We start from the raw sequence: 15,143 nt of genomic DNA, 5'->3' as shown, positions 1-15,143 counted from the left end.
CGATTGTAAATAGCCGACCCGCTCCGGTGCACGCAGCCCGGCACTACCCTACGAATTGCCCAGTAGAACCATGCGCAGAACCAAAGAAGAAGCCGAGAAGACCCGCATATCCATCCTCGAGGCCGCCGAGCGGCTGTTCCTCGACAAGGGTGTGGCCCATACCAGCCTCGATCAGATCGCCCGCGATGCAGGCGTGACAAGAGGCGCGGTCTACTGGCACTTCCAGAACAAGGCCCACCTGTTCAACGAAATGGTCAACCAGGTACGCCTGCCGCCGGAACAACTGGCGCAGCGCTTGCTGGCCTGCGGCCCACACCAGCCCCTGACGGTCCTGCGGGACATGTGCATCGAAGTCACCCAGTCGATGAGCCTGAATCCGCAAAAAAGCAGGATATTCACCATTCTGCTGCATCGCTGCGAGTTCACCGATGAACTGCGCGAAGCGGAAGAGCGGCATAACGCCTTTATTGACGAATTCATCAGGCTGAGCGAGCAACTGCTGCAGCGCGCCACGGAACACCTGCGGCCCGGCCTGACGCCACGCCTGGCCGCACTTTCGGTACATGCCCTGATCGTAGGGCTGGTGACCGACTGGACACGCAACCCCGATCAGTTCGACCCAGTGGAGGATGCCCCGCTGATGATCGACACGGTCTTCCGCGGGCTGGCCCGCGAATGGCCCATTCCCTCAGCGCAGGCGCCCACCGAGCAATAGCGGGCGCCGGCTCCGCCTCAGTCTTCGCGATAACGCCGCAGCTTCAACTGCTTGCCGGCGACGCGGGTATCCTTGAGCTTGGTCAGCAGGCGCTCCAGCCCCTCTTCGGGCAATTCCACCAGGCTGAAGCTGTCGCGCACCTGGATACGCCCGATCGCCTCGCGCACCAGCCCGCCCTCATTGAGGATCGCCCCCAGCAGGTTGCGCGCCGCGATACCGTCACGCGCACCCAGCGGCGTGCGGCAACGCGCACGGCCTTCGGCCAGGGGAACCGGAGCGCGACGCTCGCGGTCACGCTCGCCGCTGCGCTCGGAACGCTCGCGGGGCGCACTGCTCGGCACCAGCGGCTGCTCCTTCTCCAGTTCGGCCAGGGTCAGCGACTGGCCATTGGTGGCCTTGCGCAACAAGGCTGCCGCCAGGGCACGCGGGCTGCAGCCGATCTCGGCAATCAGCTTATCCAGCAACTCGCCATGGCTCGCCTCGGCTTCGGCCACCAGCGGCGCCAGGCCGTTGGTGAGCTTGCGGATACGTGCTTCCAGCACCTGCTGCGCGTTGGGCAGACGGGCTTCAGCCACTTTCTGCCCGGTGACCCGCTCGATCACCTGCAGCATGCGCCGCTCGCGCGGGGTCACCAGCAACAGCGCGCGACCTTCACGGCCGGCACGCCCGGTACGCCCGATGCGGTGCACATAGGACTCCGGGTCATACGGCATGTCGACGTTGAACACGTGGGTGATACGCGCCACATCGAGGCCACGCGCAGCGACGTCGGTGGCGACCACGATATCCAGGCGGCCGTCCTTCAGCGACTCGATGACCCGCTCACGCTGGTTCTGCGCGATATCGCCGTTCAGCGCCGCCGCCTTGTACCCCTTGGCTTCGAGGGCGCTGGCCAGATCGAGGGTGGCCTGCTTGGTGCGTACGAAGGCGATCAGCGCATCGAAGTCCTCGACTTCGAGAAGGCGCAGTACGGCCGGGATCTTCTGGTCGGCATGCACCATCAGGTGCGCCTGCTCGATACGGGCGACGGTCTGGGTCTTGGCGGCGATCTTGACATGCTGCGGGTCACGCAGGTGCTTCTCGGCGATGGCGCGGATCGAATGCGGCAGGGTGGCCGAGAACAGCACGCTCTGGCGGCCTTCGGGCATGGCTTCGAAGATCACTTCCAGGTCGTCCATGAAGCCCAGCTTGAGCATCTCGTCGGCTTCGTCGAGCACCAGGAAGCCGATGGTCGAGAGCAGGCCGGCATTACGGCTCAGGTGGTCGACCAAGCGACCGGGCGTGGCCACGATGATCTGCGCGCCCTGGCGGATCGCCTTGAGCTGCGGCCCCATCGGGGCGCCACCGTAGATAGCCACGACGCCAACACCGGGCATCTGCTTGGAATAGACTTCGAAGGCAGTGGCGACCTGCAGCGCCAGCTCGCGGGTAGGCGCCAGCACCAGCACTTGCGGCTCGCGGCGGGCCGGGTCGATCTTCGACAGCAGTGGCAGCGCGAAAGCTGCGGTCTTGCCGGTGCCGGTCTGCGCCTGGCCGATCATGTCGTGGCCGCCAAGGATCACCGGGATCGCCTGGTTCTGGATGGGTGAAGGCTCTTCGTAACCGACTGCCGCGATCGCGGCCAGAACAGCGGGATGAAGGCCGAGTGCGGCAAAGCCGCCGATTTCCTGGGTCATGGGTCTTGTCTCTGATGCTCCGCAAAGACCCATGCTCCGAAGCTGCGCATGCCATGCAAGACCTTGTGGGTCACCCTGGCAGCCTGGTCGGCGGGTTTGCGAAAACGTATGGATGATGAATCGTCAAGGATAGTCCGTCGAGCGGACAGCAGCCGAAGCACGCGCTTCGTTTTGTTGCAGTACCTGAACGCCGGCTGGATTTCAGCCGGCGCGTACTATACCGGAATTTTCGCCGGCCGTGCTCGTATTTTGCATATGGATGCCGGGCGATCGAGCTATTTCGCTATCCGATGGCAAGCCGCTCCGATAGACGCTGGCTGGAGGCTGGACGAAAATACCGGTTGCCTGTGGTTTCGCATACGCCCCCTGGCTTTGCAGCGCTTTCGGCCCTTGTCGCGCCGCAGAGCGCGATCGCCCCGCATCGAGACAGGACCGTCGCGCCAGGCCTTGCATGGGAATGTGCTGATACTGGACTGGCAATGCCACGATCAACCCGGAATGCGGAAATGGATCAGGCCGCCCTGCTCTCGCCAGTACTGACACGAAACCGCCCGACCAGCGAATGCAGCTTGCCGACCGTGTGTCGCACCCGCTCGGCACTGCCTTGCAAGACCTGCAGTGTCGTCCCCATTTCACCCGACACCACTTCCACGCCACCGACCGTCTGCCCATATTGCAGGCTGCGCTCGTTGAGTTGCTGGATCGCGCTGAGCACGCGTGCCACCGCCTCATGCAGTTCCTGGTTCTCCGATGAAACCTGCTCGCTCAGGCGCAGGCTGCCATCCACATCGGCCACCCCGCTTTCCATCAGCGACACCGCCTGGCGCGTCTCATTCTGCAGGCTCTCGACCATGACCCGGATATCCGTGGCCGCATGGGCGGTACGCTCGGCCAGGGAGCGCACCTCGCCCGCCACCACGGCGAAGCCGCGCCCATGTTCGCCGGCCCGCGCCGCCTCGATCGCCGCGTTCAGCGCAAGAAGGTTGGTCTGCGTGGTGATATCGGTGATCAGCCGCACGATATTGCCGATCTCGCCCATACGGCTGTCGAGCAGTTGCACACTGCCAGCCGAGCGCTCTACCACATTGCGTATCGACTCGGTGCTGTCGCGCACGGTCTCGAAACGCTCGCGTGCACGCTCGACCACCCGCGCCATGGCATCCTTCATCTCCTGCGCCGTGACCCCGGCCTGCTGGATCTCGCCCAGTTGCTGCTCGACCAGCAGCAACAGACGGTGAATCGAGTCCCCCACCTCGCGCGTGGCATCACCCGCCTCGCGGCTGCGTTCGAGCATCAGTTCGTTGTCCTGCCGCACATGTCGAGAAACCTGAATCACCCGCCCGACAACGGTGTCCAGGCTATCAATGAAACTATTGAGCCAGCGCCCGAGATCGACCACTTCGTCGCGCCGCCGGGCCTCGACCGTCAGCCGCTGGCACAGGTCCCCCTCGCCTTCGGCCAGGGTCCTCACCACATCGCTCATCGACTGCATGCGCCGCGCCAGCCGTTTCGGCCCGAATATCGAGAAGGCCCAAGCCCCGAGCAGCATCAACACGACATCCAGGCCATACAGGACGGCCTCGGGCAAACCGCTGAACGCCTGCAGCAGAGTGCTGAGCAACAGCAGGCTGGTCACCGTCGCCAGGTAGGTCTTCATCATGTTGAAACTCAGCGAGCGCCGCCGGAAGACCTCCTCCAGATCCCCCTCGCACATCATTCCCCAGCGGTCGGGAGAACCCTGCATCTGGAATGTGGTGCCCTTGCCCACCACCGGGATATGCCGGTAATCGGAATAGCCCGGGTAGGCCACATAGAGATTGGCCCCCTTGGCGATGGTTTCCCTTACCCCCGGGTGCAACTGGCCGGTGGCCGGATCGGTGAAACGCAGCTCGAGTTCGGTGTGCTGGCGCACCTGTACCGTGCCCCAGCGTGTGGCGACACCATCCTTGAGGTTATCGCCCAGGCTGAAGGTGGAATCCTCGAAACGCGAACGCGACAGCGCCGTTCCCGGCTGGATCGACGGCTCGAAGCGCGACTCGACCATGAACAGATAGTTGTCGCCGGACTCCGGATAGATATGCCCGGCCTCCCGCTGGATAAGATCCCCCAAGACATCGTTCGGCACCCGCCCGCACAGGCAACCCCGGCCATCGGCCAGAGGCTGGTAGAACATCAGCGTGACCGCATCATGAAAGCTGGAAGTGGAAGGCCCCAATGCGAGTGTCAGCGGATCGCTGTAGGGGCCATGCAGGAAAGGCGCGCGCAACCCCTGCTGCAGGGCGCGAGCATCCGCCAGGCTGCGCCCGTTGTGCCCGGCATGGCTGGAGGCGCTGACCCGCCCGGCTGCATCGACGACGAACAGTTCGGAAAAATCAGGCATCTGCGCCCGCTTGTCATCGAGCAGCCCGCTATCGGCCACCAGTGCATCGCCGCCCAGGCTCTCGGCCAGTTCGGCCAGATGCTCCCAGTGCGCCGCGGCCCAGCCCTGCAATAGCCTTACACGACTCTGTGAAATGCCTTCGAAGGCTTGCCCGATAGCCGGCTGGACCTCGCGATTCAACCAACAGGACCAGCGCATGGCCAACTTACCGGTCTTACCGAACACCGGCAACCAGTGACGTTCCTGGGCAGACAGATGCATCTTTGCCGTATCCATGTTCTTCCTTCATTGCCATACCGGGATACTGGCAAAAAGCAATTAACGGACCAGTCGGACAATCCTCTCGCCGGCTGTACCCATGCCCTTTGCCGCGCCACGTAAATCACCCCACGCAATGGAACGACAGGAGAAAAACACGCCGTAACCGGGCCTTCCGCGAGAACAAACCAAATTGCACCAAATAAGATCACTTCATATATGAATGTTCTATGTTGGTGCCCTCAATGCCGCTATCAGCGAGTCAAGGGAATAGCCAAGGCGTGCCGCCAGGAATGCCGACCGCTCATGCAGACCCGCGAGGTCCAGGCACTGTTCGAGATCGGCGGGAATGAGCAGTACTACGTTGCCTTCCTTCACCGGGCATTCCCAGTAGTGCCTGTGGAACAGGCCACGCAGCAGTGCGGCGCCCAAGGGCTTGTCCTCGTCGGTACCCCACTGGTTGATCACCAGCCAGCCGCCCGGATTGAGCTTTTCCTGGCAACGCCTCAGGAATGACCAGGCCAGGTGCGCTGCCGAAGGCCCGGTATCGGTGTAGAGATCGACAAAAATCAGATCGGCGCTCTCGGCCGAGGCCAGTAGTTCCAGCGCATCGCCGATGCGGATATACAGGCGCTCGTCGTCCTCCAGCCCCATATAACGCATCGCCAGTTCGGGCACCGCCGGACGCAGCTCGATGACCTCCACGTCCTCCAGCGGCAGGAACTTCAGGCATGCCTGGGTCAGCGTTCCACCGCCCAGGCCGAGGAACAGCGCGGTTTCCGGTGCCGGATGCGCCAGTGCCCCCATGAGCATGGCGCGGGTGTAATCGTACTCCAGCCAGCTCGGGTCACGGGTGAAGACACAACTCTGCTCGATGCATTCGCCGAACTCGAGAAAGCGATAATCGCCGACCTCCAGTACGCGAATGGAACCGAATTCATCCCGCACCTCGACCAATACCCGCTCGTCCTTGTTCATCTGTCTCTCATCAGCGCAGCGCGCAGGCTTGCATCACACAGGTACGTGGCAGTACACGACTCAGGAACGCAGAGCCTCGGCGAAAGCGGCCAGCCAGGGTTGCGCATCGGTTTCCTGGTCCACGGTTTCACTGCCATCAAGGCGCAGCATCGGCTGCACCTCGCGAATGCCAAGCTCCTGATACAACTCGCGAATCAACTCGCCCGCGGCACAGAAGGTATCGCCGTAGCTGCTGTCTCCCAGGGCAATGACACCACCCGGCAGGCCACTCCAGGCCGGGAAACGATCACGAATCTCACTGTACAGGCCGACGAAGGTGTCCGGCAGTTCCCCCATGCCCGTGGTAGACGTCACCACCAGCAATGCCTGCGGATCGAAGGCCAACACCTGGTCCAGTTGCCCGCGAGGATCGTGCCAGGTTTCAAAACCGGCGCTCCCGAGCAGGCTGGCGGCATGGCGGGCAACGTCTTCGGCAGTGCCGTAGACGGTACCGGAAAGAATGGCGACTCTCATGAAGCGGCTCCGTTACTGAATCCGAGCGCGGCATTATGCCCTAGAACCATATCGCTCGAGGTATTCACCATGGATAGATGCAGGGCGATTGCGCCAGGCGCGGGGAAGCGTCGGGAAGAGTGCTGGAAAACTGGAGGCTGAACGAAAACGCAAGACAGCCCGCCCTTGTCTTCCAGCGCTCCAGCCTCCGCGCCTTTCTCGCAACACCTTGCCAGGACCGACAACCCACAAGACCGACACCGCTGGTCGGATATCAGGAACATCACAGAAAACTTATGGTCGAGCCGCGAGTCCCACCTTGTGCCTGCCACTAGTTCGACTACGGCATGCCACGATCCTGTGTCTCGCTCTTCCAGGATAGTCTCAGCATGATGGCAACGAATGTTCTGACAAAAGCCGAGTTGCGCTATATCCACAAACTGATGCGCACCCCCTGCGATGCCTCGAACAAGGAAGGTCCGGGCTTTCATATCGACGGCGGCGGCAAGGCCAACGCTCTGCTGCTGCAACTGGCTGCCCAGACCCGGCTGACCTTCGAGGCCCAGTTCGATGAATTCTGCATGTCCTTCCCGCTGCAACTGAACGAGGATGAATTCCACAACCTGCGGCTGCAACTGGCGCCCCCCACCATCTACGAGCGCGGCCCCACGATGCGCACCTGGCGCCTGCAACTCGAACAACCACTGCCGCTGCTCGAAGAAGATGGCGAAGAAAGCCCTCTGAGCGTGCACGAACTGTCTCCCGACAGCCTGGTGGTCGACACCAGCCACAAACGCCGCGCCCCTCGCCACTTCCATCTGCAGTTGGCGCTGCCTGGCGAAGGCTCGCTGCAAATCAATGCCCGGCGCATCAGCGAGGCACGGGACGGCATGGCCGCCTATGAAGTCGAGTTCCCCGAAGGGCGGGATGCCGAGCGGGTACGCAGCTTCCTCTATGCCCAGCACCAGAAGCTGCACCCGGAATTGCAGCCGGAACTACCGGACGATCTGGTAAACTGAGGGGCACCGCCAGGGCGGTCATCACTCAACCTCTGCGACGGATTACCATGGACCACCGGGCCCCTATCCTGATCACTGGCGCCAGCCAGCGCATAGGCCTTTACTGCGCGCAACGACTGCTGGACGAAGGCCAGCCGGTGATCGTCAGCTACCGCCGGGAACGCGAAGGCCTGGATATCCTGCGCCAACGAGGCGCCATCACCCTCCACGCCGACTTCTCCGACAATGCCGGCATATTCGCCTTCATAGAACGAATCAAGGCCCATACCGATCAACTGCGGGCGATCGTCCACAATGCCTCCGACTGGCACGCCGACGAAGCGGGCCAGCAGGCGGCGGCCTTCCAGCACATGTTCCAGGTGCATATGCAGGCCCCCTACCTGATCAACCTGCACTGCGCCGGCCTGCTACGGCATGGCGGCGCGGCGGACATCGTGCATATCAGCGACGACGTCACGCACAAGGGCAGCAGGAAGCACATCGCCTACGCCGCGAGCAAGGCAGGCCTGGAAAACCTCACGCTGTCCTTCGCCGCCGACCTGGCGCCAGCCATCAAGGTCAACGGCATCGCGCCGGCCCTGATCCAGTTCAACCCGCAGGACGACGACGAATACCGGCGCCGGGCCCTGGCCAAGTCGGCCTTGGGCATCGAGCCCGGCCCCCAGGTCATCTACCAGGCGTTGCGTTACCTGCTGGATACGCCCTACGTCACCGGAACCACCCTGGCCGTCAATGGCGGCCGCCACCTCATCTAGGGAGCCATCATGCCTCGACTCGACCCCGGCCTGGCCCGCATCCGCGTCAAGAACCTGAGCCTGCGCACTTTCATCGGCATCAAGGAAGAAGAGATCCTCAACCGGCAGGATGTCATCATCAACCTGACGATCCTGTACCCGGCCAATGCCGCCGTGCGCGACAACATCATCGAGCACGCCCTGAACTACCGCACCATCACCAAGGCGATCATCCAGCATGTCGAGGACAACCGCTTCGCCCTGCTGGAGCGCCTGACACAGGAAATCCTCGACCTGGTGATGCTGCATGAAAGCGTGCGCTACGCCGAAGTGGAGGTCGACAAACCCCATGCCCTGCGCTTTTCCGAATCGGTGTCGATCACCCTCACGGCCCACCGCGACTGAACCTTCGCCTGCCTGGCCGGCCTTAGAAATAGTAGAAAAATCGTCGCCACAGCCCTGGCGGCGCCTGACCGAGGAACCCCAGATGAGCGACACCCTGAAAGCCTTCCGAGCCAGCCTGCATGACCGCGAACACCCGTTCGAGGACACCCTGGCATTCATCGCGCGGAACTACAGCTACCAACCCAGCCGCTTCGTCAACGCCGGCGTGGAAAATGCCGCCGGCCACAACGAGGGCTCTTGCAAGACACTCGGTCTGGCGCTACTGGAAGGGTTTTCGACTGAAGAAGCGCTACTGGCATTCGGCGAACATTACCGGAGTGTCCTCGCCACGCCCGAGGCTGAGGATCACGGCAATATCCGCGCACTGATGGCAGCGGGCCTTGCCGCGGTGCGCTTCGACCAGCAGCCGCTGCAGCGCAAATGAAACAGGGCCCGGTCAGCCTGGCCGCACATTCCGGCCCGCAATACCTCAGAGAAGGCATACGGCTGGTGCTCAGCCCCGGCCTGCGCTTGTTCGTGATCCTGCCGATCGGCATCAACCTGCTACTGTTCGTCGGCCTGATCTGGCTCGCCATCAGCCAGTTCTCGAGCTGGGTCGCTGCGATCATGCCCAGCCTGCCCGATTGGCTGGGCTTCCTCGAATACCTGCTGTGGCCGCTGTTCGTGCTACTGGTCCTGCTGATCGTGTTCTTCAGCTTCACCATGCTGGCCAATATCATCGCCGCGCCGTTCAATGGCTTTCTGGCGGAGAAAGTCGAGCGCGTGGTGCGCGGCGAGGACAATGCGCCGCCCTTCGACTGGGCCGAGCTGCTGGCCATGCTGCCGCGCACCCTGGGCCGCGAACTGCGCAAACTGGCCTACTTCGCCCCCCGGGCGCTGGCCCTGCTGGTGCTGTCGTTCATCCCCGTGCTGAATATCCTGGCCGCCCCGCTGTGGCTGCTGTTCGGGGTCTGGATGATGGCGGTGCAATACATCGACTACCCGGCGGACAACAACAAGATGAGCTGGCAAGACATGCTCGTCTGGCTACGCCAGCGCCGCTGGCAGAGCCTGAGCTTCGGTGCCGTGACCTATGCGGCGCTGCTGGTGCCGCTGGTCAACCTGCTGATCATGCCGGCTGCGGTCGCCGGCGCCACACTATTCTGGGTACGCGAACGGGAAAGCCCCTGACAGGGAAGGTATTGGTTACGCCGGAACCAGGAGTAGACTCGATTCAGGTGCAGTAAAGGATGGCTTCTAATGGAGTTCAAGGATTACTACGCAATTCTCGGCGTCGATGAACAGGCCGACGCCAAGACTATCAAGAGCGCCTATCGCAAGCTGGCGCATCGCTACCACCCGGATGTCAGCAAGGAGCAGAACGCCGAGGAACGTTTCAAGGAAGTCGCCGAAGCCTACGAAGTGCTGAAGGACCCCGAAAAACGCAGCGAATACGATCACCTGCGGCGCCATGGCAGCGCGCAGGATTCCTTCCAGCCACCGCCGGGGTGGCAGTCGTCGTCCTCGTTCAACGACGGCGGAACGGTCTTCGAAGGCGACTTTTCCGACTTCTTCGAATCCCTCTTCGGAGCTCGCCAGGCATCGGCTGGAAATCGCCCGCGGCCTGGCCGGGACATCGAGCTGGAGCTGCCGGTCTTTCTCGAAGAACTGCTGGCAAGCCAGCCCAAGCCGATCAGCTATCCGCTGCCCGGCAACCAGTCCCGGACACTCAACGTCACCCTGCCCAAGGGTGTCGGCGACGGCGAACGTATCCGCCTCAAGGGCCAGGGGGCGCCTGGGCGGGAGGGAGCGCCTGCCGGCGATCTGTACCTGACCATCCGCCTGGTGCCGCACCCACTGTTCGATGTCGATGGGCACGACCTGATCCTGACCGTTCCCCTAGCTCCCTGGGAAGCCGCCCTCGGCGCACGGATCACCATTCCGACCCTGGGCGGCCAGCTCCTCCTCAACGTCCCCGCCAATAGTCAGAATGGCCAGCGCCTGCGCCTCAAAGGCAAGGGGCTACCCACGAAAGAAACAGCAGGCGACCTCTATGCGGTCCTGCGGATCGTCATGCCCAAGGCTTCCGATGAACAGGCCCAGGCACTCTGGCGGCAGTTGCAACAGCAGAGCCCTTTCGACCCTCGCGCGAACTGGAGCGTACGCCAATGAGCACTCACCTGATCATCTACCTGAGCCTGGAAGAATGCTGCCGCGCCAGCGAACTGCCGACCGAGGCCCTTATCGAACTGGTCGAGTACGGTGTCGTCTCCCCTTCCGGCCGACACGTAGGGGAATGGCGCTTCGATGAACAGGCGTTGGGTAGGCTACGCCAGGCCAGGCGGCTGCAACGCGATCTGGAACTGGACTGGGCAACCACCGCCCTGATGCTGGAGCTGCTCGGCGAAATGGAAAACCTGCGCGACGAGAATCGCTACCTGCGCCGCCGCCTGGAACGCTTCAGCCAGTGAAGCTTCAGCTTCGCAGCAGGCCGAACAGCCCAGCGAACACAGCCAGGGCCGCCAGCCCGAGGTAGAGAAGGCGCCTGCGCAACGAGCCTCTCCAGGAGGCGCTCAACAGCCGGCTGGCGGCCTCCATCTGCCCCGGGCTGTGCGCCTCGGCGTTCTGCAGCTCGGCCAGCGGCTCCTGCAACAGGCCGCTGACACGGCGCCAGGCATCCATATGCTGCGGGTCGCTGTCGAGCCAGGCATTGAATGCCTGCCGCTCTCCCGCACGGGCGTAACCGGCATCCAGCCGCAGCAGCCAGTCGATGGCTTCGCGGGTTACCGGATCGACCCTGGCCTGGCTCACCGGCACTCACCACTCGGTGCCAGGCAGTGAATGAAGGCACGGCGCAGATCGCGTTCCACGGTGCCCTGGGATACGCCCAGGCGCTCTGCGATCATCTGCCGGGGCAAACCTTCCAGGCGGTTGAGCAGGAATGCCCTGCGGGCCCGCGTCGGCAAGCCTGCCAACATCCGGTCTATGCGTTCTACGGCGGTATCGATCATGGCAGCATCCTCCTGCAATGAGATGAATTGACACTCCCGGCACCCGTGTAGCGACCGGGATACTCCTCCGGCGAAGGCCCTTGCCGTGAGGCGGTCGAGCACTGTGGCAAGACGGCCTGGAAAGCGGAGCGAACGACCTGCATGGCCCTGATGCGATCAGGTGATGTCGACATATGCATCCCGCCTACAGCAACACCAAATAGGAATTCATCGCATTATCTTTTACGGAGGATTCTTGTCAATCTATTTCGGGGCCGGGTTGCGGTTCCTGCTGTTCTTCGGTACGGCCTGGCGCTGAACCAGGAAGACCGCCAGGCCGTGCTCCGGGACCTGGCCGGGGGCAAGTTCTTCATATTCGGCACGACCATCTGGCCACAGGATTTCATCCTGCTCTGCGTGCTGCTGATCATCTGCGCCTTCGGCCTGTTCTTCATCACGGTCTTCGCCGGCCGGGTCTGGTGCGGCTACGCCTGCCCGCAGAGCGTCTTCACCTGGGTCTTCATGTGGGCGGAGAAAGTCACCGAGGGCGATCGCAACCAGCGTACCAGGCTGGACGCAGCCCCATGGTCGCCCGGCATGCTGTCGCCGGAGAAGCTGGTGATCGCCAGCGGTGCGATGGAGGCATTGAACCTGTGTCGGCAATGCGTGACCCGCCCCGGCGACCTGGTGGCCATAGAATCCCCGGCCTTCTACGCCACCCTGCAAGTGCCTCGAGCGCCTGGAGCTGAAAGCGCTGGAGATCCCTGTACACCCTCGCGACGGCATGGACCGACAGCCTGCGGCACCTGCCGATCAAGGCCTGCCGGTTCATGAGCAGCCTGCAGAACCTCCTCGGCGCCAGCATGAGCGAGGAGAAGAAGCGCGGCCTCCATGAACGGCTGAAAAAGCATCAGGTGCCGCTTATCGAGGACGACGCCTATGCGGAGCTGTACTACGGGCCGCAACCACCGAGGCCGGTGAAAGGCTTCGATACCGAGGGCCTGGTGATGCACTGCGGCTCTTTCTCGAAATGCCTGGCCCCCGGCTACCGGGTAGGCTGGGTGGCGGGCGGGCGCTATGCGCAGCAGATCAGCCGACTGAAACTGATGACGACCATCTCCCCCCTCAGTGCCGGCCCAGGCGGCGCTGGCCGACTACCTGCAACAGGGTGGCTGCGACCGGCACCTGCGCAAACTGCGGCATGCCCTGGAATCCCAGCAGGCGGCCAGGCACTTTCCAGCGGCCACGCGGGTAACGCGCCCGATCGGCGGGTACTTCCTCTGGTTCGAATTCCCATGGCGCGTCGATTCGTTGCACCTGTTCCAACAGGCACTGGCGCAAGGCATCAGCCCGGCCCCCGGCCCGATATTCTCGGCGACCCGCCGTTTCGAGAACTGCGCCCGCCTGAACCACGGGCATCCCTGGGATACCCGTAGCGAGCAGGCAATGGCTGTGCTGGGGAGGGTCATCGGCGCCTTCTGAGAAGCTGCCGACGACTCACCGTAGGGTACGCCGCGCGCACCGGTTTCGCCGTCCAGGTGCTCGCGCCCTACCAAGGCCGCCACCCTCCAGACTCCAATGCACCCAATCAGGCGCCTGGCATGGACCTCAGAGCTTGGCGATGGAGACCTCGGTGGACTTCACGAAGGCGATCACTTCGCTGCCCACCACCAGTTCCAGCTCGCGCACCGAACGAGTGGTGATGACCGAAGTCACGGTACCGGCGGCGGTCTGTACGTCGATTTCCGACAGTACATCACCGATGATGATTTCCTTGATAGTGCCCTTGAACTGGTTGCGAACGTTGATTGCCTTGATGGTCATGGTATTTCTCCTGGGTCGAATTTAGCTTCAAGATTCAAGCGGCAAGCTGCAAGCGAGCGCGTCGTGCTCTGACTTGAAGCTTGCCACTTGCAGTTGCTCTTAGAGTGCCCAACGCAACTGCGTCGGGAGCGGTGATACGGGATCGGGTTCCTCCGGTGGCGCCGGGCGTTCCAGCACCTGGTCGAGCACACGCGACTCCAGGGCCGCCAGGCGCGCCGAACCCCGATTGCGCGGGCGCGCCAGGTCGACGCTGAGGTCCAGCCCCACCTGCCCTTCCTCGATCAGGATCACGCGGTCGGCAATCGCCACCGCCTCGCTGACATCGTGGGTCACCAGCAGCACGGTGAAGCCATGCTGCTGCCACAGGCGCTCGATCAGTTGCTGCATTTCAATACGGGTCAACGCATCCAGCGCACCGAGCGGTTCGTCGAGCAGCAACAGGCGCGGCTCATGGATCAGCGCACGCGCCAACGCCACACGTTGCTTCTGCCCACCGGACAGCGCCGCCGGCCACTCGTTGGCGCGATCGGCCAGCCCCACCGATTCCAGCGCCTGCAAGGCACGCGGCCGCCAGTTGCCGGAAAGCCCCAGCCCGACATTGTCGATGACCTTCTTCCAGGGCAGCAGGCGCGAGTCCTGGAACATCAGGCGGGTATCCTCGCGGACCTCGGAAAGCGCCGCCGCCCCCCCCAGCAGGCGCCCGGAAGTCGGTTGATCGAGCCCGGCCAGCAGGCGCAACAGAGTGCTCTTGCCGCAACCGCTGCGCCCGACCACCGCCACGAACTGCCCGGCGGGAATATTCAGGTCGATGCCCTTGAGCACCTCACGTTCCCCGAAGGATTTGCGCAGCCCGTCGATGAACAGCGGAATGCCACGCTTGAGATTGTGCAGGACGGTCATGTCCGCTCCCCCTTGACCTGATAGGCCGGATGCCAGCGCAACCAGACACGCTCCAGTGTCCGTGCCGCGACATCCGCCAGTTTGCCGAGCACCGCGTACAGCAGGATCGCCAGCACCACGACATCGGTCTGCAGGAATTCACGGGCGTTCATCGCCAGGTAGCCGATGCCCGAGCTGGCGGAAATGGTTTCCGCCACGATCAACGTCAGCCACATGAAGCCCAGGGCAAAGCGCACCCCCACCAGGATCGACGGCAAGGCGCCGGGCAGGATCACCTGGCGGAACAGCGAGAAGCCGGACAGGCCATAGCTGTGCGCCATCTCCACCAACGCCGGATCGACGTTGCGGATACCGTGATAGGTATTCAGATAGATGGGGAACAGCGTGCCCAGCGCGACCAGGAAGATCTTCGCGCTCTCGTCGATGCCGAACCACAGGATCACCAGCGGGATCAGCGCCAGGTGCGGAACGTTGCGGATCATCTGTACCGAGCTGTCGAGGAAGCGCTCGCCCCACTTCGACAGGCCGGTGATGAACCCCAGCAACAGCCCGATACCGCCGCCGATGGCGAAACCGATACCGGCACGCCAGCCGCTGATGGCCAGGTGGGTCCATATTTCACCGCTCGCCAGCAACGCCCAGCCGGCCGCCAGCACCGCGCTGGGCGCCGGCAGGATACGCGTGGACAACAGCCCGGCGCTCACCGACAACTGCCAGATCGCCAGCAGGGCGACCGGCAGTGCCCAGGGTGCCAGGCGCAGGATCAATTTATTGGCTCTATCACTCATGAGTC

The 15,143-nt window shown here is 63.4% G+C and carries 18 protein-coding genes and 2 pseudogenes; 11 read left to right on the top strand and 9 right to left on the bottom strand.

Annotation, left to right across the window (positions count from 1 at the left end; all coding sequences use genetic code 11):
• Nucleotides 1–70: 70 nt before the first annotated feature.
• Nucleotides 71–715, top strand: coding sequence for a TetR family transcriptional regulator (locus tag DNJ95_RS03570; RefSeq protein ID WP_131183342.1), 645 nt, complete (start codon nt 71–73; stop codon nt 713–715).
• A gap of 17 nt (nt 716–732) precedes the next feature.
• Here DNJ95_RS03570 and DNJ95_RS03565 read toward each other — a convergent pair whose 3' ends face one another.
• The 4 genes from DNJ95_RS03565 to DNJ95_RS03550 form a co-directional block, all read right to left on the bottom strand.
• Nucleotides 733–2,391 carry a DEAD/DEAH box helicase gene (locus DNJ95_RS03565; RefSeq protein ID WP_131183341.1) on the bottom strand — a complete coding sequence of 553 codons (1,659 nt, stop codon included), beginning with the start codon at nt 2,389–2,391 and terminating at the stop codon, nt 733–735.
• A 511-nt stretch (nt 2,392–2,902) separates the two neighbouring features.
• The gene (locus DNJ95_RS03560) at nt 2,903–5,032 is read right to left on the bottom strand and encodes a methyl-accepting chemotaxis protein (protein WP_131183340.1); all 2,130 of its coding nucleotides are present in this window, start codon (nt 5,030–5,032) and stop codon (nt 2,903–2,905) included.
• A gap of 225 nt (nt 5,033–5,257) precedes the next feature.
• A complete protein-coding gene (locus DNJ95_RS03555; protein ID WP_131183339.1) occupies nt 5,258–6,007 on the bottom strand; it encodes a spermidine synthase in 750 nt (249 codons plus the stop codon).
• A gap of 60 nt (nt 6,008–6,067) precedes the next feature.
• Entirely contained in the window at nt 6,068–6,520 is a 453-nt protein-coding gene (locus DNJ95_RS03550) for a flavodoxin (protein ID WP_131183338.1), read from the bottom strand.
• A gap of 368 nt (nt 6,521–6,888) precedes the next feature.
• On the opposite strand from DNJ95_RS03550, the gene DNJ95_RS03545 reads away from it, so the two are divergent.
• The 7 genes from DNJ95_RS03545 (at nt 6,889) to DNJ95_RS03515 (ending at nt 11,107) form a co-directional block, all read left to right on the top strand.
• Nucleotides 6,889–7,518, top strand: a complete 630-nt coding sequence (locus DNJ95_RS03545) for a PilZ domain-containing protein (protein WP_131183337.1) — start codon at nt 6,889–6,891, stop codon at nt 7,516–7,518.
• A 47-nt stretch (nt 7,519–7,565) separates the two neighbouring features.
• Nucleotides 7,566–8,273, top strand: coding sequence for a dihydromonapterin reductase (folM, locus tag DNJ95_RS03540; protein ID WP_131183336.1), 708 nt, complete (start codon nt 7,566–7,568; stop codon nt 8,271–8,273).
• Between the two features lie 9 nt (nt 8,274–8,282).
• On the top strand, nt 8,283–8,657 hold the full coding sequence (gene folX / locus DNJ95_RS03535; protein WP_131183335.1) for a dihydroneopterin triphosphate 2'-epimerase: 375 nt from the start codon (nt 8,283–8,285) through the stop codon (nt 8,655–8,657).
• A gap of 82 nt (nt 8,658–8,739) precedes the next feature.
• The gene (locus DNJ95_RS03530; RefSeq protein ID WP_131183334.1) at nt 8,740–9,081 is read left to right on the top strand and encodes a HopJ type III effector protein; all 342 of its coding nucleotides are present in this window, start codon (nt 8,740–8,742) and stop codon (nt 9,079–9,081) included.
• Nucleotides 9,078–9,827: a sulfate transporter CysZ gene (gene cysZ, locus DNJ95_RS03525; RefSeq protein WP_131183333.1), complete on the top strand. Its 750-nt coding sequence runs from the start codon at nt 9,078–9,080 to the stop codon at nt 9,825–9,827. Before DNJ95_RS03530 ends, cysZ begins: the two co-directional genes overlap by 4 nt.
• Before the next feature lie 69 nt (nt 9,828–9,896).
• A complete protein-coding gene (locus DNJ95_RS03520) occupies nt 9,897–10,808 on the top strand; it encodes a DnaJ C-terminal domain-containing protein (protein ID WP_131183332.1) in 912 nt (303 codons plus the stop codon).
• Nucleotides 10,805–11,107, top strand: a complete 303-nt coding sequence (locus DNJ95_RS03515) for a chaperone modulator CbpM (protein WP_242671842.1) — start codon at nt 10,805–10,807, stop codon at nt 11,105–11,107. Before DNJ95_RS03520 ends, DNJ95_RS03515 begins: the two co-directional genes overlap by 4 nt.
• 4 nt (nt 11,108–11,111) lie before the next feature.
• Here DNJ95_RS03515 and DNJ95_RS03510 read toward each other — a convergent pair whose 3' ends face one another.
• Together DNJ95_RS03510 and DNJ95_RS03505 are read right to left on the bottom strand one after the other, a co-directional pair.
• Entirely contained in the window at nt 11,112–11,447 is a 336-nt protein-coding gene (locus DNJ95_RS03510; protein WP_165491539.1) for a FecR/PupR family sigma factor regulator, read from the bottom strand.
• Nucleotides 11,444–11,749 carry a sigma-70 family RNA polymerase sigma factor gene (locus DNJ95_RS03505; RefSeq protein ID WP_341351904.1) on the bottom strand — a complete coding sequence of 102 codons (306 nt, stop codon included), beginning with the start codon at nt 11,747–11,749 and terminating at the stop codon, nt 11,444–11,446. The genes DNJ95_RS03510 and DNJ95_RS03505 overlap by 4 nt, the downstream gene beginning before the upstream one ends.
• 61 nt (nt 11,750–11,810) lie before the next feature.
• Between DNJ95_RS03505 and DNJ95_RS19745 the strand changes: the two are divergent.
• The 3 genes and pseudogenes from DNJ95_RS19745 to DNJ95_RS19735 form a co-directional block, all read left to right on the top strand.
• Nucleotides 11,811–12,232, top strand: a pseudogene (locus tag DNJ95_RS19745) (4Fe-4S binding protein); the annotation flags it as partial.
• 224 nt (nt 12,233–12,456) lie between these two features.
• A pseudogene (locus tag DNJ95_RS19740) lies at nt 12,457–12,669 on the top strand (aminotransferase class I/II-fold pyridoxal phosphate-dependent enzyme); the annotation flags it as partial.
• Between the two features lie 85 nt (nt 12,670–12,754).
• Entirely contained in the window at nt 12,755–13,108 is a 354-nt protein-coding gene (locus DNJ95_RS19735; protein WP_338069360.1) for an aminotransferase-like domain-containing protein, read from the top strand.
• A gap of 126 nt (nt 13,109–13,234) precedes the next feature.
• On the opposite strand, the gene DNJ95_RS03490 is transcribed toward DNJ95_RS19735, so the two are convergent.
• From DNJ95_RS03490 to ssuC, 3 genes are all read right to left on the bottom strand, one after another.
• Nucleotides 13,235–13,450 (bottom strand): TOBE domain-containing protein, encoded by a 216-nt coding sequence (locus DNJ95_RS03490; RefSeq protein WP_131183328.1) that lies wholly within the window; start codon nt 13,448–13,450, stop codon nt 13,235–13,237.
• Nucleotides 13,451–13,549: 99 nt separating this feature from the next.
• The gene (gene ssuB / locus DNJ95_RS03485; RefSeq protein WP_131183327.1) at nt 13,550–14,350 is read right to left on the bottom strand and encodes an aliphatic sulfonates ABC transporter ATP-binding protein; all 801 of its coding nucleotides are present in this window, start codon (nt 14,348–14,350) and stop codon (nt 13,550–13,552) included.
• A complete protein-coding gene (gene ssuC, locus DNJ95_RS03480) occupies nt 14,347–15,138 on the bottom strand; it encodes an aliphatic sulfonate ABC transporter permease SsuC (protein WP_131183326.1) in 792 nt (263 codons plus the stop codon). The genes ssuB and ssuC overlap by 4 nt, the downstream gene beginning before the upstream one ends.
• Nucleotides 15,139–15,143 lie beyond the last annotated feature (5 nt).

Origin of the sequence: Stutzerimonas kirkiae, from assembly GCF_004327335.1 — a bacterium.
Lineage (GTDB): Bacteria > Pseudomonadota > Gammaproteobacteria > Pseudomonadales > Pseudomonadaceae > Stutzerimonas > Stutzerimonas kirkiae.
The sequence above is the reverse complement of the archived record's forward strand: the minus strand, read 5'-3'. Positions and strand labels throughout refer to the sequence as shown.